Consider the following 19,577-nt stretch of genomic DNA (forward strand, 5'->3'; position numbering starts at 1 on the left):
TCTTCGTTACTCCCATGTCTGGGGTGAACCTCCACGAGCACCTGTCGACAATCAGACGATGACAGTCGGCACTGGGCCTTTTGTACGCGACCGGATGACGGTCCTGGCCTACAGCGTGCTGGGCGCGTATACATTCTGGCTGTATGCCTTCGGTCCCGCGCTGTCGTTGCTGCGCGCCGAACTCGGCTTCTCCTACACGATGATCAGCATCTACTCCGCATTGTGGGCGGTGGGGTCGATCTTGGCCGGGCTGATTTTCCTGGCACTGGCTTCGCGCATCGGACGGCGCGTGCTGCTGTGGTCCTCGGCGCTGGTGACTTGCGGCGGTGCCGCGATGTTCACCCTCTGCCACGGCCTCGCGCCTACGCTCGTTGCGGCGTTGGTCATGGGATGGGCCGGGACCACGGTGCAGATCACGACTCAATCGGTGCTCGCCGACCGGCACGGCCCACGTCGGGACACCGCCTTCGTGGAGTCCAATATCGGCGCCGGCGCGGCTGCGGTGCTGGCGCCAGCGGCGCTGGGGATCCTGCAGTCCACCCCGGCTAGCTGGCGGGCGGGGATGGCAGTGCCCGCCCTGGCCTTGGCTGTGTTGTTTCTGCGCTACCACCGGGAATCCTTCCCGTCCGCCGTGTCGCACACGGTCGGCCGTGCGGGGCGTAGATCCGGGCTGCCCTGGCCGTGCCGACTGCTGTGTGTGCTGGTGGCCGTCGGTATCGGCGTCGAATTCTGCGTGGTCTACTTCGGTGCCGAATTGCTCGTTGCCACAACGAATCTGGGGACCTCGACAGCGGCCACGGCCATGACGGCTTTCTATGCCGGCGTTCTCCTCGGCCGCATCGCAGGTGCACGGCTCACCGGTAGGTTCGGCCGCACCGGTGTCCTCGTCGGCTGGTCACTGGCGATCACCCTGGCAGGACTGCTCACACTGCTATTCAGCGCGAACGCTGTCGTAGCGGTGATCGCATTGTTCGCCACCGGCCTGGGCATTGCCAACCAGTTCCCCCTGGTGCTCGCGTTGGCGTTGGCTGCCGCTCCGAACCGCACGGATGCCGCGAACGCTCACGCCCAACTGCTCGGAGGTGTTGTGGTGCTGGCTTTTCCGTTCTTGCTCGGCACCATCGCCGACCATACCGACCTGACTGCCGGTTTCACCGTTGCCCCCGCTTTGACCGCGGCCTCCGCGCTATGTCTGGTCGCCACCCTCCGCGCAACTGCCATCAAAGTCTCAGCCGCGACATAGCCAGTTCGGGGACACGATTATGCCTCCCTGACCAGCCTCCACGGACGGGGACCTGCAACGTGCTCGCAGATCCAACTGAGCCATCCATCGTACTCCTCGTGATAATTGCCTTGGTTCAGACATTCCTGCTGGGTCTCGCAGCCGTCGGTGGAACAATCGCTCAAGGTGCTTGATACCCTGGACTCGTTGGCGGGAGATATCTCTAGTTGAGAGGTGGCCATGCCGGCCAGAACCAGCACTGGAGTGAACATTATCAATACGTGCAAAAGTCTCTTCTTTTCCATGTCGTCTCCCCAATAGTTCGATCAGAAGCGGTATTCGATGGGATGGCCATTCTTTCACGAATCGCCGTGACCGGTCCGAGCGTTTGATCCACAGTCTTTCGGCAAATAGTAGGCGCAGATCCAGGGCGCGCTCGAATCTGCAGCAGCGCGGGCGGGGGTGGTTCACGTGGTTTCTGCCGACGCGCCAGCCGATGACGCATAGCAGCGGGCGAAGGCATTTACCCCCGACTAAGAGGAAGTCGTGCCGGAGTTGGGTGACCTCGCGCGGCAGGTCGGCGTCGGCGCCGGAATGACCATGGCGATGACCCCGGAGGAAGTTCGCGGCAGCGACAAGTGTACCCGCGAATGGAGATGCCCGGAACCTTTGCTTCGCAGTCGACCCGCGGTGGCCAATGTGCTGGCACCCCGGAATACGTTGCCGCCATCGGTTGTGGAGCTCGGCGATCAGCGGAAATGCCGCATCGAAACGCGTCAGCTCCACCTCGGCCGAATCCGCGACGGTAGAACGGAATTCAGCGAATCGCCGGTCGATGGCCACCCGGTTCTCGAGGATCGCGGGGCCGTAGCCGAACCGACCGTAGATCGTGGCACTGCTCGCATTCAAGATGGTCAGCGCCAGTCCGGCGTCCTCCGTACGCCGATGTTGCTCGGTATACATTGCACGCAGAATTCCGCGCCGTCGGTGAGTCGGAACAACAACGACCCCGTTGATGCCGCAGGCTTCGATAGTTCTCCCATCAGGAATCGTCAAAGTCATCGCGCGATCGGTCACATGGCCCACGATTCGTTCCCCGACGACTGCCAGCAGACCCCGCTCGATCGGGAAGGCCAAGCGACGCCGCGCGGTGACCTCCGGACTCTGCTGAAACAGTCCACCAAAGGCGTTGGCCATCAGGAGATGCACTGCGGGTTCGTCTTCGGGCGTCGCGGAACGCAAACAGACTCCGGACGGCAGGGGCATCCGTCGACCTACCCCTGCCACGGACAAAGTTCGATCGGCCGAACTCGAACGAACGTAGCACTATCCCGCTTACTCGTTATGTAACCATTCCTCCGGTCGATGTACGCGAAGTTGCTCATGTCCGCAACGATACCGAAATCTATTGCATGCCAACCTTCCCACACCATGGAAGTCGAAATCCAGCAATTCGGGCACATATTTGATATGGATATTTCAACCTTAGATCCTCTGAGCCTGAATGAATTGCCAGGCGCGATCGGTCTGCCGTTTGAACGTCCGCGGCCACCGTGCCTCGATGGCAGCGGCGCGTTCAGGAAACTGGGTGGCTGGGGCGAAGCGTCATCGCGAACATTCAGTCGAGCGTCAGGCTCGCCGCATGCCGACGAGATCTGCGCGACGCGCACCGTACAGCCGGGTGCTCGGGTCAGATGTGGCCGACCGCGATCGTGTGCCGGAGCCATCGGCGCCGGGCATGGATCGCGGGACCGGTCACAGGCGGCCGGTTTAGGGTGGAAGACACCATATCGAAGGAGTCCTTGACTTGTTTGCACACAGTCGACAGGGATGAATTCGGATGGTAGGCCCTGGCCTCGGATGGCCGTCCGAGGCCAGGGCCGCTCATCCGTGGCTTCTTCTCGATGCCGTTGATTACTGCGACTCGCTCGGCGCTGTTTGTCGAACCTCGGCAAGCAGTTCGATTTCCAAGGCGAGATCGGCCGGCAGCGAGGCGACGCCGACGGCGAGCCGCGCGTGGCGGCCGCAATCGCCGAAAACCTGCACGAAGACTTCCGACGCTCCATCGATTACCTGGGTGTGCTGGGCGAAGTCAGGTGTCGCGTTGACCACGCCTCGCACCGAGACGATCTGTCGTACTCGGTCCAGCGAACCCAATTCGTGCCGGAGGGTGGCCAGGGCACTCAGTGCCGCCAGTCGGGCCGCCGCGCGACCGGCCGCGACGTCGAGGTCCTCGCCCAATCGACCGACGATGAGCTGTCCATCGACGGTGATCGGGATATGACCGCCCAGCACGAGCAACGAGCCGGTGCGCACAGCGTTGACGTACTCGCCGGCCGCCGGGAACGGGTCGGGGAGGACAAGATTCAGCACTTGCACCTGGGCCTCGAAATCGGCTCTCGCACCGGCATCACTGTGTTGTGCGCTCACAAACGAAGCCTTGCACGTTGTCCGGTTCGAGGTCGATTACCTCCGGGGTAAGGAACCGGTTTGCTTGTCGCCGGAGCCGTGCTCACGGCAGAGTTCAGGTGTCGCTAGCACCTCGCCCGAATCGGACAGGGGCGCGGTGAGTGACTGTCAGGTTTGAGCCGATGCGACGTGTACGGCTTCGACGTCATATAGATGCGGATCGAACGCCGAGGCGATCGCGGCGCATCGGCTCAAATGCTCACTCGCGCGAGGATCTTGCATCATCGCCTGGAAATCTTCGGCGGTCTGCCACTGTGCATAGTTGACTACCCGCATGCCGTCGAGACTGAGATGAATATTAGCAGAGATGAATCCGGGCATATCCTGCATGACCTCGGTTGTTGCAGTATTCAGTAACTCGACCAATTGCCTGGCGTGCTCGGGCTTTACGGTAAAAATGTTGATCAACGTAGCGCAGTCCGCATGCTCTTCGATTACTGTCATGATTTACCACCTGATAGGAATTCGGGGGACCACGGATTTCTGGAATACGGACAGGCCGCTGCGAATCGGCCGCCGCATGCACAGTCGCTACTGCTTGACAGCGACGATCATCGACTCGGGGCCGACGAGTGGCTCCACATAGCTCTGACTGAACCCGGCCTGCTCGAGCCAGTCGCGGCACTCGGCCGCCGTGTAGTCGAAGCCGCCTTTGGTCTCGACCAGCATGTGCAGGCTGATCAGCATCCCGGCAACATTCTCCCGGCGCTCGTCATCGATCACGACGTCGTTGATGATCAGCGCGCCGCCGGGCGGCAGCGCTTCATACGCTTTCGAGATCAAGGCCTGTTTCTCGCTGATGCCCCAATCGTGGAGGACGTGGCCCAGGATCAGAACGTCGGCGGTGGGCAATGGATCGACGAAGAAATCGCCGGGATAGAACCGGACCCGATCGCCGAGACCGGCCGCGCGCACGTAGTCGTCGAACAGTGGCGCCACCGGCGGCATGTCGAACCCGCCGCCGGACAGGCCGGGATACCGGGCGGCGACTTTCACCGCCAAAGCCCCTTCGGCGCAGCCTATGTCGACAAAGCTGCTATACCGAGCCCACGGGAACTTCTCGGCGATCGCGTCGGCCGCCTCGTTGCTCCATGCCGACATCGCGCGCATGAACCCCCGTAGCAACGCCGGATCTCGGTAGATCATCGTGAAGAAATCCGCGGCCTCCGCTTGATCATCCGCTCGGCCGCCGCGGCGCAACATGTCGGTGAGTTCGCCCCACAGCGGGTAGACGCGGGAGTTGTAGTGTTCGAGCAGGCCACCGATGTATCCCGGTTTCGCCGGGTCGAGGAAGGCGTCGGTTTCCGGAGTATTGGCATAGATCCCGTGCTCGCGCGTCAACATTCCCAGACCGACCAGCGCATCGAGGAAGTCTCGGGAACCTCGCGGATGTATACCGATCCGGCCCTGCAACACATCCAATGGCAACGGCTGCTTCGCGAGCTCGGAGAACACTCCCAGCTCGACCGCGCTGAGCAGAACCTTCGACGCCCAAAAGCCCATCGCCAGGCTCTTGATCCCACCACTGGTGATGTCTGTCGAGTGCTGTCTCCCCGCATCCGTGCCCGTGCTGCTCTTGTCGGTCATCGTCAGCCTCTCGATATGTACGCAGTTGCGAAATCGGTTCGGACATGTACACATTCGCGCGGTTGCTGATGCGAGAACCAACGCAGACCTTCACTGGGGGATCGGAAGTCGAAGGTCTGCGTGGCTCGCGCAGAGCAACATCGGCAGCACTGAAGTTGTGTGAATGATGTTGCTCGCCGACGAGTATTGCCGACCGAACAGTTTGCGGCACAGACCTGTAGCCACCGATGGGAACAGTCGACGACGCCGACCCAGCCGACGGTCTCGCCGAGCCACTCCACGCGCCTCCAGGCAGTCGGGAAACCGAGTCCGGCGGTACGGAACTCCTGCTCGACGTGACCGGCGCCGTGGCAGACAGACTCCGAAACGCGTACGGCGTTCAGTCATGGCGTGGCCACAGCCCAAGAAGTCCTTCGGTGTCCGAGACGATTTGAACCCATTCTCAGTGTGGGGAAGGAAGGTGGCCGGCCGATGCCAGTCAGGATGCGGGTGAACTGAGTGTGAGAGTGCCCGTGTGGGTGTCGAGTTCGGCGGTGGTGCCCAAGGGGGCGGCGTGTGGGTCGGGTCCGTGGCCGAGTTCGAGGCCACCGAGGATCGGAATGTCGAGTGGGCTCAGCCGGTCGCGGAGGACGTCGGTGAGGTGCCAGCCGCGGTCGGTGTAGTCCTCGAAACCGGGGAAGCGGCCCAAGACGATTGCGCGCCGACCATCCCGGCAAGTGCGCCGAGCCAGCCGCCGATCAGGATCCCCTCGGCTCGGCCGACGACCTCGACCGCAGTCGAGGTCAGTTGTGGGTTGCGGTGCAGCAGTGGTTTGGGATCGGCGCGGATCGCATCGAAGTCGAGACCGTCCAGAATGCGATAAGCGCCTGCGCCACCGCGAGTGGTAATCACCGCCCGGACTGTTGGGTCGGTGTAGGCGGCGTTGAGGTCGGCGAGCCGATCGTTGTCGCGTCCGGCCATGTAGCCGTGCCGGTCCAGGACGTGATTACCCACTTCGACCTCGAAACCCCAGTCCCGCAATATTTTTGTGCAATCGTCGATCGCAGCGGGCGCGGGTAGCTGGCCTGGGATACCAGCCGGACGTGATCACCGGCTCGCAGCCGTGGCCATGGCATCGTCGCCAGGTCGTTTGATCGAGCACGGTCTTGGCATTCGGAACTCCGCAGGCCTCGTTCAATGCCCGCAGTTCGGCTCGCTCACCGGCGTGTGTCGCGCTGCCTGCCCAAGCCGATCGCCGACGCCACCTTGGAGCTCGTCGACAAGGGCGCTGCAAGGCCGGTACGACGTCGAAGCAGCACCAGGAGACATCGCTCGTCAAGAATACGTACGCGCCCAACGAGTTCCGCGCCAAGCAAGTGGTCCGCAACGGGAGTCTTCGGTGACGGTGAAGCGTGTACGGAGCTGTCATCCGCCGCGCGATCGCGGACGCCGAGCTTGCGGTCCCGTCGAGCGGCGGCATAGACGGCACTGCTGGATTCAGCAGGCACGGATCGCTTGCACCGCAATAGCAGTGATAGCGTCGGACCGGTCCCACGGTTGAAGGGCAGTCTTATCTGAATCACCCGACGCAATGCGCTCGGTTGCGGAGAAGAATGTACCGGTTGCAGAATGGGAACCCGCCATGCTCCATCGATCGAACGCGATTCTTTCGGCTGCGACTTTCCTGGCCGCTGCGATGATGATCGGCGACTCTCGCTGAGGGCGTTCGTGACCGTGTATGAGCACTTTGCCGTTGGTGGGATGTATACGATCTGGTGGGGGATAGGTGAACCTCCCGGCTCCGCGCTGCCCGAGGAGTAGTGACGGGGGTCGGCCTTCGGAGTCCGGAAACTCTAGGCCAGGAACCATCGAGACTCTTCCGCCGTGAGGCAGACGTTCTTGGAACTGCTCGACAGAATCACTCGAACTCTGGGTGAGCAGTTGGCTCGCGAGGCTCGTGGCCTCGCGATTACCTACGGTCATACCGCAGAAGAACTCACCGAGGCGGCGCGGCGGTATTCGAGGGCAGACGTGCAAGCGGCCGCGTCGATACGCGCTGCCGCGGGCCTGAAAAAAATCACCTCGCCCCCTATCGGTCCCGATTCGGGCGGAGGTCTCCGTCGCGCTGAGCCGGCTCCGCTGGGTGCGTTACTCGACGCCGGTGCGGCCGGTGCCAGCAACATCGAGCTGACCAGGGCTTTGAAGGGCCTCGAACGCGAATACGGGCCTTATCGCCTCCGGCGGCTGATTGCTTGGTATAAACCTGACTCGAGTGGAGTCTCTCCCGAGATTCATATGGCCGCAGCCATATGCGCCGACGACGGCACCTACGCCGGTAAGCTTTCTCGCTACTTCAAGCGGGATTCGGACAATAAGATCGTGGTGCACAATCACAATATCGTGCTTCTTCCGCAGTTTCGTGGGCACGGATTCGCAACAGAGTTCGCCAAAGCTGTCGAGAACTACTACCGCCGATCGGGAGTGGACCGTATCGAGCTCTACGCCGGGGGGGCGAGATGGCGGCTACGCCTGGGCCCGCGCAGGCTATGGCTGGGACCCTCAGCGTGAACGGCTAGCGGAGACGACCGAATCCTTGACAAAAAGAATTGAGCACATCATCCAATATGACCATGACGTATCGCCGGCCGACAAATCCTTGCTCGACGCAGTCCGTACCCGGTTCGCTGGTCCGGCGGTGAACTACCCGTCGCCGAGCGAACTGGTCGCGCTGTCCGGGGACAATCCGAAATTGGGTGAGCGACTGATGCGCGGATCAACGTGGTATGGAATGAAGAAATTGTAACCGAGCCTTTTCTGGAACCGAGTCGGCGCGTGGCGGATTCGGCGCGGGGGGCATGGGAACCGTGCGCGGCAGCAGGTCGGTCAGTCGGCTGCTCTCTGGTGCAGGCCGAACTGAACTCCCTGGTCGTCGGCGCAGGCGGTGAACCGTCCGAAGCCAGGTTCTTCGGGCCGCGGATCTTCTGCGGTGCCGCCGAGCTCTCTGACCGTGCGCACGGCTGCGTCGATATCGTCGACGGAGAAGTAGATCGCGATACGCGCTTCGGCATCCTGGTCGTGGAGCCCGCCCTTGATGGTCGGGGTCTTGATCCACACTTGGCCGTCGTCCTCGATGGGTGGGAATTCCCACCCGAACAAGCGGCTGTAGAAGATTTGCGCTCGGGCGGAGTCGGGGAGGCCGATCTCGAAGAAGGTCAATTCACCGCGCATGATGTCTCCCAAATGTCGGGTGGCTGATATGGCCCCACCTTAGAAACGGGCGCGGTCCGGTGTCTTGGACGTTTGTGCCGCGGCCGCGGCAGCAGCCATGTCGGTTCCCGGTAGGTCGGCCTGCATCTCGGCCAGGAATGCGGTGGGGGTGCGGCCGGCCAATTCCCGGAACTCGCGGTTGAAGTGTGGCTGATCGCAGTAGCCGCAGGTCGACGCGATAGCCGCCAGCGACCGGTGGCCCGGGCTGCGAAGCAAATCGACGGCGCGCTGGAACCGCATCAGCCGGGCCATCGTCTTGGGTGGCAGACCGACCTGGGCGCGGAACCGCTCAGCGAGTCGCCGCCGACTCCAGCCGGTTTGCTCCCGCAGCACACTCAGGTCGAGATCGCCGCCGCAGTCGAGCAGGTGCTGCCAGGCGGCTGTCAGGGCAGGATCCGGTCGCCGCCCGCGGGTGATCCGTGCTGTCAGAGTCGTATCGAGCAGACCGATCCGTTGCTGCCATGTCGTGGCTGCTGTGAGTCGTTCGACGAACTCGGTGGTACCGGTCCAGAGATCGGCCAGGTCGATCACATCGTCGGCCACTATCGATGCGGATACGCCGAACAACTCCAGCGCCGACAGCGGAGACAGCTGAACCTCGAGGACGGACTGATAGCCGTTGTGAACGGCGACGACCGGTTCGCGGCCAACTCCAACCAGAGCAGCCGCGGATCGACACGAGTCTCGTTTCGTGATCCCCCGAGCCAACGACAACGGCCCAGCGAGACTGATCAGGAGGATCATTTTCGGCGTCGGTAGCTCCTGGCGCACCATCGGCCGAGCCGAAACTTCCCGGAACCATCCGTAGCTCGACACCAGCCGGTCGAGCTGCACCGCGGGGGCGGCGAAGGCGGTGCTCCAGTGCGGTTTCGCACCGTCCGTACGCCTGACCTCACCCGGAACGTCCACCAGCTCAGTTTCCGCTCAATGCCCTGACATCGCCACCGTGGTTCTGGTCAGTTGATCGCGAATTCAGGTATCGGACCTATGGTTAGGCTGGGCGGATGACCACTGTGGAGACCGGTTCTCGGGTCATCGTTTACGCGCTCGGTGGCACCATCGCCATGTCCAGTACCCTCAGCGGTGGTGTCGCGCCGGCTTTGTCCGCGCACGACCTGCTAGCTGCCGTCCCTGGCCTCGCTGAGTCCGGTGTCACCGTCGAGGTACAGGATTTCCGGCGTGTCCCTGGCGCGTCGCTGACCCTCTCGGATATCTCCGCGCTCGCGACGGCGATCAGCGAACGGCTGACCGATGTCGATGGCGCCGTCATCACCCAGGGCACCGACACCATCGAAGAAGCCGCTTACCTCCTGGATCTGCTCCACGCCGGGCCGCAACCGATCATCGTGACCGGTGCCATGCGCGCCCCAACTCTGGCTGGAGCCGACGGTCCCGCGAACATACTGGCCGCGATTCTGACCGCCGCCAGCCCGCACGCCAGAAACCAAGGCGTTCTTGTGGTTTTCGGCGACGAAATCCACGCGGCTCGGCGCGTCCGCAAGACTCATACCACCAGTCCCGCGACCTTCCAGTCGCCGAACGGCGGTCCGCTGGGCTATCTCGTCGAAGGGCGACCCCGGCTGCTCAACCGCCTCACTCATCGCACGGTCGTACCTGCCGAACCCGCCGACAGTATCCGAGTCGCCGTTGTCCCGGTCGCCCTCGGCGACGACGGCACTACTGTGCGGTTGCTCGGCGATCACGTAGACGGACTGGTTCTGGCCGGATTCGGTGCTGGACATGTCCCATCCGATCTGGTCCCGGCACTGGAAACGCTCTGTGCCCGAGTGCCTGTCGTACTCTCGTCCCGCACCGGGGGCGGGTCTGTCCTTGCCGCTACCTATGGATTCCCGGGCTCCGAGCGCGATCTGCTGGCGCGTGGTCTCATCTCGGCCGGCTACCTCGACCCCTACAAGGCCCGCATCCTCCTGCTGACCCTTCTCGCGACAGGGTGCGACCACTCCACCATCGCTACCGCATTCGGCGCGGCCGGTGGCATCGCCGACCCCGGAACCTGGCCTTGGCCAACCGATTTCAGTCAGGGCAACTGACGTCGCGCACCATTCGGAGCAGTGCTTTCTCAGCGCGGTCGAAAGGGGTGAGGCTGTTCGCTGCCCGGCAGGTGATGTGCGCGCCCTCCAAGGTTGCAATGAGTAGTGCCGCAAGACTGTTCGCGTCATCCACACTCATGCCGGCCGCTGTCAGGCGGGACGCCAGCGCATCCTCCCAACTCGTGAACGCAGTCGCGGCAGTGTGGCGCAGGCGGTCGTCCTCCGGGTCCGGGTCGATCGCCACGGCCGCGATCGCGCAGCCGTGACCCGACACCGAAGCGCCGACCACTGGACGAACGGTTGCGAGGAACGTGGCAACCACTTCCTGCGGCGAATCGCCGGAAAGTGCCGCCAGATGGTCGCGCACCACGGTCCCGTGGCGTTCGGCGGCCTCGGCCACCAGCTGACGTTTTCCGCCGGGAAAATGGTGGTAGATGGCCCCACGCGCCGCCCCACTGGCGGCCAGCACCTCGGTGAACGACATCGCGGCGACACCTCGGCGCTGCAGCAACTCGGTCGCCGCGTAGACCATCCGATCCCTCGTATCCATGGCAGCCCCTCGCTTGACTAGTACGCCCATGCTAGTGCATCATCGACTCGCTAGTACGTACGTACTGGCGAGTCGATGACCTTCGGAGGCTCTTATGGGCAAGACATTCCTCTATACCGAAATGCAGACCGCAATACCGTTCGAAGGCTTTCCATGGGGTGCCGTCAACGCGGAACTCAAAGGTGTTCCCGGTCTGCTCCGGAAGACGTGGCTGTCGGGATTGGGCACGAACACCGTCGGCGGTTTCTACGAGTTCGACACCGCCGAGCATGCGCTGGACTTCGCGCACGGGCAGTTCGCGGAACAGGCGCGACGCGCCGGTGCGGCGTCGACAACCCGCCTGTTCGACGGGGAGATCGTCAGGGAGGCAAGCGTGGATCTGCGTTCCCCTTACTTCGAGTGAAATGTGGCGCCGAGTAGGTAATCGCGGTTGTCGAGGATGTACTGCATGTCCTCGCGATAGCCATCGGTATGGCGTTCGTCGCGGTGGCGGTCGAATCCGGGATTGCCGAGCCGGATCTGGCTTTCGATGTCCGCCGTGAGGGTGGCGAGCAGCAGATCGAGCAGGTCAGGGGAGTGATCCCGATCTGGTTGGTCCACCGCAGGTCTGCGTCGAGCGTCTGGTCGACCAGATCCGCGTGTCGTGTGCTGTGTCATATGGAGATTCTCCGGCGACCGCGACCAGGTGCTTGCCAGTGTCAAGCGCATGGGTGAGGAGGTGCTCCCCGGAGGTGCGTACGCGTCTGCTACCGAATAGGGTTGCCCATACACAGTTTCGGTGATGTTCGGGGTGCGGGTTACGGCCCTTTTTCGCTGACCGGTCGCAGCAACACGATTGGGATTTGCCGTTCGGTGAGCTGACGGTACTCGTCGAACCCAGGGTTCATGCGCGTGATTGTGTCCCATAGCTTGTCGGTTTCGTCCGGGGTAGCAGTACGGGCTTCCACGGTGTATCGGGATCGGTCGGCCAACACGTGACCGGCGGGCCGCGCTTGAAGGTTGAGCCACCAGGCCGGCATCCGGTCGCTTCCCGCGTTGGATGCGAGGACCGCGAAATCGTTGCCGACTCGCAGATAACACAGCGGTGTGGTGCGCGGTTTTCCGGTCTTACGCCCGATCGTGGTCAATACCAGGACCGGCATCCCGCCGGTGAAAAGGAACGAACGGCGGATGCGGCCCCCGCTCCAGCGAATAGCGACAGCGTGTCCGCGAGTGAGCCACCCCGATAACCGTCGCATCGCGGTGCCCCTGTGGCGAATTCTTGCGAACAGTCGATTGCGCCAAAATCGTTGCGCCATGGTCAATGTTTCCGCTGCGCCGCTGATGGACGCGGAATCGGAGTGGCTCATTCGGATCATCTCCTACTTGCCATAGCGCAACTCGGTCATGCGCTGAGTCACTGGTTCCCTATTGTCTTCTGGATGATGAGAGGATGACAATTACCTGCGAGGTAGTCGCCTGTGACATTCATCGGATGCCGATACCGATCAAGGAGACGCGTACGTGATGATCGAGCCGTATTGCGCCGAGCATCTCGAACAGGTTGTTGCACTGTGCGCGGCCGAGGGTTGGCCGAGCTATCCGTCGCAGCCCGAACGCGCCGACGCAGCACTACGCTCACCCGGCGCTGTCACCTTGGTCGCGACCAGCGGCGGGGCGGTGATCGGCTTCGCCCATGCGCTCAGCGATGGGTGGTGGGGATACCTGTCGCTGCTGCTGGTCGCCGACGGCCACCGCGGAAAGGGCATCGGCGGGCGACTGGTCGAGGAAATCTTTCGTTGCAGCGGCGTCACCCGTCTCGATCTGGTCAGCGACGAGGCGAGTGAGTTCTACCGATCACGGCCGCACTGTGCCTTCGACGGGTTTCGGCTCTACCCAACGCCTCGGCTCGATGGCTCCGGCACGTGAGAGTCTGTCTCGTGCACACTCAATTCGGATACGCGTGCTGCGGTATCGATGACACCTCGGGCCAGGTCAGCCATGGAGGAAACACCAGAGGGGCGGTCAGCCCGCGAACATAGGTATTCAGAAAAGCCCTCGTCCAGGTGATGTGGATATGCACGCCCCGAGCCGGATCTATTGTCCCGTTCAGCTCGGGACCCCGGGATGTCAACATGCCGATATCAGTGAAGGCGTAATGCCTTGCACCGGCAACCTGATAGCCGAGAAGCGGGCCCCTGGTGACTTCGGAGAATCTCTTGAATCCTACCGTTTCGGCACCTGTGATGATTCCGTCATCGAGATCGATCGTGCCGGACAGCAGCAGTACAGGCTGCTCGAGGCCGTTGTCTTGGGCAGTGTTGGAAGACCCCGGGTAACCTATCGGACCATCGAGCAGAACAACGGCCTTGACCCGATCTCCGACCGCGTACGCGCATTGCGCACTGGTGGTACCGCCGTAGGAATGCCCGACCAATCCTATGCGGGAGACGTCTGCGGCGGCGCCGATCCCGTATGGCAATTCTGGCAGCCGATCGAGCATATACATCATATCATCGACCCGGGCCGATAAATTCTTTGCCCACTGCTGGTCGCCATACCCTGCGTTCTGGGCGATCGGCCCGGTGGGCCACTCTGAAACGATTGATTCGTAGGTGTGCGACAATGTCAGGACCAGCCAGCCGTGACTGGCCAACAGGCTTCCGTCGTAGCCGTCCAGGCCGATCGTCAATGCCAACGCCATCTCGTTATCGAAGACATCGTTGTCGGACAAGTAGTTCGCCGGCCTCCCGGTGTCGAATACCAGGCTATCGCGGATATGTACCGCGAGTTTGCGCCGGAAAATGGGTCGCGTCGAGCCTCGTCTTCGAGGAAGAGTCGTCGATTTCCCACGGGAAACGGGCCGGTCGGGGTGGGTAACTGATTGCTCGATACCGGCTGTGGAAAGGATTCTGCGGAATTCGATCGACAGAAAGGAGCGAGGAGGCCGGTTGCTGCAGATATTGTCAAGAATGTTCTGCGCCGCATTGCGCTGATATCCTTGGCACAACCACTCCGATTCGTCTCTGGATTCAATGACACGCGGGTCCTGCGGTGCGACAATCAGACTGCGGACGAAGCTGATCGGACTAGCGAGGCGCCGACTTCGTCCACCGTCGCGGTGAGTTCTCCGATGCGCTCAGTGGCGGCGCGAGTCGCGCAATGCAACATGTCCAGTGCACGGCACAAGTGCCTAGCGGTCCAATCATCGTGGCTCGTCTCCGGCGGCGGCGGGAGCGCCGCATGCGTGTTGAGAAAGCGGACCACGTCGGCGATGTCGGTTTTTGCTTTTGTAGCGACGGCGCTGGATTGCTCAGCGGATATCGCAACCTGAGCATCACCGTTTCGAAGCGTTTTGAACGCGTCCAGCTCATCGCTTACCAATGATATGTAGTCGGTGATACCGGCTTCCTGCTGTCCCCGCAATCGATACGGATCAGAGCGTTGCTCGACAGGTTCTGCACCGCCGGAGCCCATCAAGTTCAGATGCCGGAGCACTATCGCCGGCATGTGCTGATAGCGATGCTCCAGGTCTGGTCCGAGGATCCCCGGCCCAGGCATCAGGAGCTGCTGTGGCATTTCTCGCGGCAGCATGCCGTTGGCGATGTCGACAGTTGGGACGGTCCCTACACTGCGCAGCAGAGCATCGCCTTTCTGCGGGTCCATCGATAATGTTCGCACCACGGTCGGGCCGACGCTCGTGAACGTGCCGATGGCGATCTGAGCTCGCCGGGTAGCTTCGGCGATCTCGTATCCTCGCCGCGCCGTATCCACCGCGGCGACTCCACGGCCGATCACCCCGCCGCCTAAACTCCACGCCGCGCCCGTACCGGCAGCCCGCAGAACGTCGCCGCCAGTGCGCAGGTCGCCCTGAATAGCGGCCTGCGCTACACCGCCAACTGCGCCACCAACCAGCAACACGGGCAGCACAAACTCCGGCGCGGCCCGCTCCGCCAATGCGAACGGAATCGCCGCGCCCGCCGCAAGGCCAGTGACAGTACGCGCCAACACGACTGACGGTGACGGATCACTTTCGACCATGGCGCACAACCTCCGCGTGGTACCCACTTCTAACATCCAGAATGGTGTCATATCTATGCCGCCTTCCCAGCCGTGGTATGGCGGCCGACCATCGTAGGCCGTTCACGAACCGCTGTAGTAGACCTCGAGCTCGGCAATCGAGGTGAAGTACGCAGCGCCTCCCGGGTTACCGATGATCCGCACACCATCACCTGCGACTGTGGCGAATGCCAGGGTGTAGGTGATGAATGGTCCCGCTGCAGCTGTGTACGGATAGCGAGGCGCGATGTTCATGTTCTGTACGTCTATCCATCGGAAATTCTGGCGAACTTGGACTCGCAGATTCGCGGCGAACCAGCCGCCATCGTGGAACATTTCTCCCGTCGTGTACACGACGCTGTTCATCAGGTACGATCTGGCCCAGGTAAATCCCCAGAAGTCCAGGTCTTTGTTTTCCTGATCGAAGCTGTCCTCGCTCTTTGTCAGGTCACCGTCGCAGTAATACTCGCTGTGACCGTAGTGTGCGCACTTCTCGACAGGGGTGACGGATTCACCGGTATAGGCAAGGTTCTCGCGTGAGTCCGGCTGGTTCTGCGGAGGGTGTGGAACGAAGGGCTGTACGGACAGTTGCCGCAGATTGAAGTTGTATGCGGCGGTACCGCTGGTGACGTCGGTCCACCAGTTCGACTGTACCCACATCGATTTCCCGTCGGCCGAGATGAACTTCGACGGGATAGTCGTGCCGTAGCCGCCGTTCTTCGGGCCTGGGAGCCGCGCGCCGCGGCCGAACCATGGATAGCCGCCGAAGTCTTTGGTGAGAAATAATCGCCACGGACCCCATGGTGTGGGTGCTTCGTAGAACTCGAATGTGTACTCGGTCCACGAGGTGTACAGATACCGCTTCAGCGGCTGTACATAGACGACGCCGCCCAGGGAGATCACCGATAGGCCGCGTGGATACTTGTCGGAATTGCGGACCGTCGCATACTGCCGCCTGGTGTCATGCAGGACCGGTTGTCTTTCCTCGAGTTTCTTGGTCCACCGTGGTGCATCGTCTTTGAGGCCGGCAAAGAACTCCCAGCGGCTCCGCTTCTCGACCGCGTCCTTAGGCACCCGCGCCAGATACAGGTCGACGGGATCGGCGACCGTGTCGGTAAGGGAGTCTCGCCAGTTGCCGTCCAAACCGTAGGCATAGACGTAGCGCGCTCCGTCCGCGCCCAGCGCATCCATGGCATTGCCGGAATCACGCCCGAAATCCAGGAAGAAGATAGTGGTGAAGACAGAATCGGTGAAGAGGGGTTCCTGGGTCTGATGCCAGGTGCATCCGTGGTCGTCCGACCACGAGATTGCGGCGTTGGGCGCGTCGTTGAATTCGATCGGGCCGGGTCCGACGCGGCCGTCCTGGATGGCCAGGTAGAGGCGTCCGTCGGCACAGACGATCCCGGTCGGCTTGCGGTTGTATTTCCTGGGATCGCCCCACACCGTGCCGATCTGGTCGGCGGCGGCCAACCGTTCCCCGGTGAGCCCTGACTTCGGGTCGCCGGTGATCCGGTTGACGACAATGTCTTGCGCCCGGTGGTCACCGAACCCGCGGCCGTCTCCGTTCGCTGTGTACAGGGCATCGTCGTCCGCCCAGCAGGTCGGCCAGAGATCACCGTCGCTGTCGGTGTCGACGGCGGCCGCGCTCTCCACGAAAGCCGTGGAGAAGAAGGTGCTCCACTCGGGTTCTCCGGTGCCTGCAGTGCTATCACCGATGTGTACCTGGGCGAGCGCGGTCGTCGGTAGCTGGACGCCGACCGCCAGCGCACCGGCAACACCCCCGACACCGGCAATGAAATGCCGACGGCCCATTCGCATCGTCAACCGCTTTCATCGTGTTCGAATAGATCAGAGTTTCGTTCCGGCACGTTACCCAGATCTACGCGGAATCCCGCACATGTGAACTTCCCACGTGTGGAGATAGTGGTCGCGATTCGGTCGTCGGAAGCGCATTGCGCCGCCGGGAATCACCCGTGCGGAATCGAACACGATAGCGTGATCGAGGCATGTCCGCGAATCGGAGCCAGGCCACTTCAAGCTGATTGGATTAGTCTGCCGATTCGGTCGCTGATATTCTGCGCGTTTCGCGCGGCGTCGGCAATGGTTGTCTGTATGGCTTCGGCGGCGTGTTGGAGATGATGGGAAGTCCACTCGTCCTGAGTCATGCCGCCGTCCGGCGAAAGCGGTGCGGTGCGGTTGAGGTAGTCGATGACGCGGGTGATGGCGCCACGCGTGACAGTTGAGTTCTGCTCGGTCTGCCGAACGAGAACCGTGGTTTGGGTGTCGGCGCCGTGCAGGCTCTTGATCGCCGCCTCGGTGTTCAGCGCGGTGAGTTCGTACTGAGGTATTCCGGTGCCTTTCGGTTTCCGCATTGTCGGCGGATGTGGTCGTGAGGTGGTCGCGATGTCTTTTCCGGTGCCGCACTGCCGCCAGCTGTCGACCAAGATGGGCACGGCCGCGCGGTATGCGGCCTCGATGGGCGCCGCCAGGACCGCTGGGCCGGGCATCAGGAGCTGGTCCGGCATCCCGGGCAGCAGTACTCCGGCGCCGATATCTTCGGTGGGCACGGATGGGCGGCCGGCCCATTTCGCGAGTGGGAGGGCATTGTGCGCGAGGAATGTGCCGACCAAACCGCCGAACTCATTGCCCTTTGCGTTCATGACGGCTCGCACGTGCTTTTTTTGACTGTCGCCCATTGAGTCGAATACTGATTGGCGACGGATATCAGCTATCTTACGTTCGGCCACGCCTCGGGCAATCTTCTTTCCAATGGCGCCGCCCATCATGAATCCACCCGCGCCGAAAATGGCTGATTCAACGACATCGTCCCAATTGTGGATGTCGCCGGCGATAGCGTCCGACGCCACCCCTCCTACGGCACCACCGACGATGTAACCGTACTTGGGAACAAATGCTTCGAAAACAACCGGTGTGACGACAGTTATGGATTGAGCCAGGCCTGCGACCAGCCATCCTTCTGGATCGGAATGTCCGCTGGACACGCTTGCCGCCCCTCTCCTCGTTGAACCGCTGACCTCTCGAAACTTCCGAACTCTGGGGGTATTGTCTCGCGCAGCTGACCCGCCACTCTTCCCACCGGATGGAACAAGAGCTCGGAGGGAACCGGTTTTGGTCGGGAATAGGCTGGAGGGATCGAACCCGATACGGAGAGGCGATCGGTGGCCGCTCGGAAAAACCTCGGCGCAGCTGTCGCAAAGGTGCATACCGGCGACGTCATCGCGTTCCGGCTGCACGCCCACCATCTCACGCAACGACAGCCCGCCGACGATCTGCTCGGGGTGGCGGGTGCGTGCGGAATTCAGAACAGTCCACTGGGCTCGGCGCTGCTCGCACTGCACGCCCGCGTCGACGCGGTGACACAGGGGCCGCCTCGACCGCCTCGTCGGCGAGGCGAAAAGCCTGTTGCAGACGTGGTGCATGCGCGGCTCGCCGTTCTATTTCCCGACGGTGGACGCACCGGTCTTCACCACCGGCGTGCTGCCTGCCACCGAAACGGCGCGACTGCATCTGATCCTCGGCGTCGAACACGCGCTGAACGAACTCGGGCTGAGTCTGGACGAGGCGGTTAACCGGACCGCTGACGAAATCGAGGCGGTGCTGTCTGGACGGCAGCTGGCGATCAACGAACTCGGCAAAGAACTCGCCGAGCGTATGGCACGAAAGCTGTCACTCACCCAACGCAAGATCTGGCAGGCCGTCGGATCATATGGCACGAACGTCCCGTTGGGGGAGGGGGTCGCACACTTCTGTATTCGAATGCTCACGTTGCGCGGCATCGTCTGCCTCGCACCGCGCAGCGCGAACAAGGCACCCTTCGTCCTGCTCGGGGATTGGCTGGGCCGACCACTGCCGCAGGTCGACCCCGACAGCGCTCGCGCCATGTTGCTGCGGCGCTATCTGCACTGTTACGGGCCGTCCACCCGCAAGGATTTCGCCGCCTGGCTCGGTGTTTTCGCCGGTGACGTGGATCCGTGGTGGACGACGTTGGCGGACGAGCTCACGCCTGTCGAATACGACGGCAACTCCGCGTGGCTCTGTACCGAGGATCTCGACGCGCTGCGGTCGGCACGCGAGACACATGGTGTCAGGCTGCTGCCGCCGCGCGATCCGTACACCCAAATGCGTGATCGGGAGATCATCGTCGACAAGAGGTTCCACCGCGAAGTGTGGAAGACGGTCGGCGAGCCGGGCACCGTGCTGGCCGACGGGCAGGTCGCCGGAATCTGGCGTCCGCGCACGAGTGGCCGCAAACTGGTGCTTACCGTGACCCCGTTCCGGCCGCTGAACGCCGGCCTTCGTAGACAGGTGCGCGAGGAGGCCGATCAGGTGGCCGAACTGCGCGGTGCGACTGCTGTGCGGGTCGATTTCGCCGACTCCGCAGGCTGACCTGATC

Annotated in this window: 21 protein-coding genes; 6 read left to right on the plus strand and 15 right to left on the minus strand. The window is 62.7% G+C overall.

Annotation, left to right across the window (positions count from 1 at the left end):
* Positions 1-58 precede the first annotated feature (58 nt).
* Entirely contained in the window at positions 59-1,243 is a 1,185-nt protein-coding gene (locus tag F3087_RS26875) for an MFS transporter (RefSeq protein WP_150404786.1), read from the plus strand.
* Here F3087_RS26875 and F3087_RS47495 read toward each other — a convergent pair.
* The 6 genes from F3087_RS47495 to F3087_RS26905 form a co-directional block, all read right to left on the minus strand.
* The gene (locus tag F3087_RS47495) at positions 1,229-2,488 is read right to left on the minus strand and encodes a GNAT family N-acetyltransferase (RefSeq protein ID WP_150404787.1); all 1,260 of its coding nucleotides are present in this window, start codon (positions 2,486-2,488) and stop codon (positions 1,229-1,231) included. The genes F3087_RS26875 and F3087_RS47495 overlap by 15 nt on opposite strands.
* Before the next feature lie 648 nt (positions 2,489-3,136).
* Entirely contained in the window at positions 3,137-3,652 is a 516-nt protein-coding gene (locus tag F3087_RS26885) for a RidA family protein (RefSeq protein WP_150404788.1), read from the minus strand.
* A gap of 147 nt (positions 3,653-3,799) precedes the next feature.
* Positions 3,800-4,135, minus strand: a complete 336-nt coding sequence (locus F3087_RS26890) for an antibiotic biosynthesis monooxygenase family protein (protein ID WP_150404789.1) — start codon at positions 4,133-4,135, stop codon at positions 3,800-3,802.
* Positions 4,136-4,222: 87 nt separating this feature from the next.
* Complete coding sequence (locus F3087_RS26895; RefSeq protein ID WP_223885358.1) at positions 4,223-5,359, minus strand: acetylserotonin O-methyltransferase; 1,137 nt, start codon at positions 5,357-5,359, stop codon at positions 4,223-4,225.
* 397 nt (positions 5,360-5,756) lie between these two features.
* Positions 5,757-5,966, minus strand: coding sequence for a hypothetical protein (locus F3087_RS47500; protein WP_396897584.1), 210 nt, complete (start codon positions 5,964-5,966; stop codon positions 5,757-5,759).
* Positions 5,891-6,349: an LD-carboxypeptidase gene (locus tag F3087_RS26905; protein WP_223885368.1), complete on the minus strand. Its 459-nt coding sequence runs from the start codon at positions 6,347-6,349 to the stop codon at positions 5,891-5,893. The genes F3087_RS47500 and F3087_RS26905 overlap by 76 nt, the downstream gene beginning before the upstream one ends.
* A gap of 792 nt (positions 6,350-7,141) precedes the next feature.
* Here F3087_RS26905 and F3087_RS26910 point away from each other — a divergent pair.
* Entirely contained in the window at positions 7,142-7,825 is a 684-nt protein-coding gene (locus F3087_RS26910; RefSeq protein WP_150404791.1) for a GNAT family N-acetyltransferase, read from the plus strand.
* Between the two features lie 315 nt (positions 7,826-8,140).
* Here F3087_RS26910 and F3087_RS26915 read toward each other — a convergent pair whose 3' ends face one another.
* Both F3087_RS26915 and F3087_RS26920 read right to left on the minus strand, forming a co-directional pair.
* Positions 8,141-8,485 (minus strand): VOC family protein, encoded by a 345-nt coding sequence (locus F3087_RS26915; RefSeq protein WP_150404792.1) that lies wholly within the window; start codon positions 8,483-8,485, stop codon positions 8,141-8,143.
* 39 nt (positions 8,486-8,524) lie between these two features.
* Positions 8,525-9,433 carry a helix-turn-helix domain-containing protein gene (locus F3087_RS26920; RefSeq protein ID WP_150404793.1) on the minus strand — a complete coding sequence of 303 codons (909 nt, stop codon included), beginning with the start codon at positions 9,431-9,433 and terminating at the stop codon, positions 8,525-8,527.
* 95 nt (positions 9,434-9,528) lie between these two features.
* On the opposite strand from F3087_RS26920, the gene F3087_RS26925 reads away from it, so the two are divergent.
* Complete coding sequence (locus F3087_RS26925; RefSeq protein WP_150404794.1) at positions 9,529-10,575, plus strand: asparaginase; 1,047 nt, start codon at positions 9,529-9,531, stop codon at positions 10,573-10,575.
* On the opposite strand, the gene F3087_RS26930 is transcribed toward F3087_RS26925, so the two are convergent.
* Entirely contained in the window at positions 10,559-11,107 is a 549-nt protein-coding gene (locus F3087_RS26930) for a TetR/AcrR family transcriptional regulator (protein ID WP_223885359.1), read from the minus strand. The two genes, F3087_RS26925 and F3087_RS26930, sit on opposite strands and share 17 nt — an antisense overlap.
* A gap of 112 nt (positions 11,108-11,219) precedes the next feature.
* Here F3087_RS26930 and F3087_RS26935 point away from each other — a divergent pair, with 112 nt between their 5' ends.
* A complete protein-coding gene (locus F3087_RS26935) occupies positions 11,220-11,528 on the plus strand; it encodes a YdhR family protein (protein WP_150404796.1) in 309 nt (102 codons plus the stop codon).
* On the opposite strand, the gene F3087_RS26940 is transcribed toward F3087_RS26935, so the two are convergent.
* A complete protein-coding gene (locus F3087_RS26940) occupies positions 11,516-11,725 on the minus strand; it encodes a hypothetical protein (RefSeq protein WP_150404797.1) in 210 nt (69 codons plus the stop codon). The genes F3087_RS26935 and F3087_RS26940 overlap by 13 nt on opposite strands.
* 197 nt (positions 11,726-11,922) lie before the next feature.
* Positions 11,923-12,474: a nitroreductase/quinone reductase family protein gene (locus F3087_RS26945; protein WP_191094151.1), complete on the minus strand. Its 552-nt coding sequence runs from the start codon at positions 12,472-12,474 to the stop codon at positions 11,923-11,925.
* A 157-nt stretch (positions 12,475-12,631) separates the two neighbouring features.
* On the opposite strand from F3087_RS26945, the gene F3087_RS26950 reads away from it, so the two are divergent.
* Positions 12,632-13,033: a GNAT family N-acetyltransferase gene (locus F3087_RS26950; RefSeq protein ID WP_150404883.1), complete on the plus strand. Its 402-nt coding sequence runs from the start codon at positions 12,632-12,634 to the stop codon at positions 13,031-13,033.
* 19 nt (positions 13,034-13,052) lie between these two features.
* On the opposite strand, the gene F3087_RS26955 is transcribed toward F3087_RS26950, so the two are convergent.
* The 4 genes from F3087_RS26955 to F3087_RS26970 form a co-directional block, all read right to left on the minus strand.
* Positions 13,053-13,838 carry an alpha/beta hydrolase family protein gene (locus tag F3087_RS26955; RefSeq protein ID WP_150404799.1) on the minus strand — a complete coding sequence of 262 codons (786 nt, stop codon included), beginning with the start codon at positions 13,836-13,838 and terminating at the stop codon, positions 13,053-13,055.
* Between the two features lie 329 nt (positions 13,839-14,167).
* On the minus strand, positions 14,168-15,145 hold the full coding sequence (locus tag F3087_RS26960; protein ID WP_150404800.1) for a hypothetical protein: 978 nt from the start codon (positions 15,143-15,145) through the stop codon (positions 14,168-14,170).
* 102 nt (positions 15,146-15,247) lie between these two features.
* On the minus strand, positions 15,248-16,987 hold the full coding sequence (locus tag F3087_RS26965; RefSeq protein ID WP_150404801.1) for a DUF4185 domain-containing protein: 1,740 nt from the start codon (positions 16,985-16,987) through the stop codon (positions 15,248-15,250).
* A gap of 209 nt (positions 16,988-17,196) precedes the next feature.
* Complete coding sequence (locus F3087_RS26970) at positions 17,197-18,165, minus strand: hypothetical protein (RefSeq protein WP_150404802.1); 969 nt, start codon at positions 18,163-18,165, stop codon at positions 17,197-17,199.
* A gap of 436 nt (positions 18,166-18,601) precedes the next feature.
* Between F3087_RS26970 and F3087_RS26975 the strand changes: the two genes are divergently transcribed.
* Positions 18,602-19,570, plus strand: coding sequence for a winged helix DNA-binding domain-containing protein (locus F3087_RS26975; protein WP_263407238.1), 969 nt, complete (start codon positions 18,602-18,604; stop codon positions 19,568-19,570).
* Positions 19,571-19,577 lie beyond the last annotated feature (7 nt).

The organism is Nocardia colli, from assembly GCF_008704205.1.
Lineage (GTDB): Bacteria > Actinomycetota > Actinomycetes > Mycobacteriales > Mycobacteriaceae > Nocardia > Nocardia colli.

Bases quoted from the DNA above. Each gene is read 5' to 3' on its own strand.
- F3087_RS26915 (WP_150404792.1), bottom strand. From the start codon at position 8,485: ATGCGCGGTGAATTGACCTTCTTCGAGATCGGCCTCCCCGACTCCGCC.
- F3087_RS26925 (WP_150404794.1), top strand. From the start codon at position 9,529: ATGACCACTGTGGAGACCGGTTCTCGGGTCATCGTTTACGCGCTCGGT.
- F3087_RS26975 (WP_263407238.1), top strand. From the start codon at position 18,602: ATGCGCGGCTCGCCGTTCTATTTCCCGACGGTGGACGCACCGGTCTTC.
- F3087_RS26945 (WP_191094151.1), bottom strand. From the start codon at position 12,474: ATGAGCCACTCCGATTCCGCGTCCATCAGCGGCGCAGCGGAAACATTG.
- F3087_RS26950 (WP_150404883.1), top strand. From the start codon at position 12,632: ATGATCGAGCCGTATTGCGCCGAGCATCTCGAACAGGTTGTTGCACTG.
- F3087_RS26960 (WP_150404800.1), bottom strand. From the start codon at position 15,145: ATGGTCGAAAGTGATCCGTCACCGTCAGTCGTGTTGGCGCGTACTGTC.
- F3087_RS26890 (WP_150404789.1), bottom strand. From the start codon at position 4,135: ATGACAGTAATCGAAGAGCATGCGGACTGCGCTACGTTGATCAACATT.
- F3087_RS47495 (WP_150404787.1), bottom strand. From the start codon at position 2,488: ATGCCCCTGCCGTCCGGAGTCTGTTTGCGTTCCGCGACGCCCGAAGAC.
- F3087_RS26930 (WP_223885359.1), bottom strand. From the start codon at position 11,107: ATGGTCTACGCGGCGACCGAGTTGCTGCAGCGCCGAGGTGTCGCCGCG.
- F3087_RS26875 (WP_150404786.1), top strand. From the start codon at position 59: ATGACAGTCGGCACTGGGCCTTTTGTACGCGACCGGATGACGGTCCTG.
- F3087_RS26935 (WP_150404796.1), top strand. From the start codon at position 11,220: ATGGGCAAGACATTCCTCTATACCGAAATGCAGACCGCAATACCGTTC.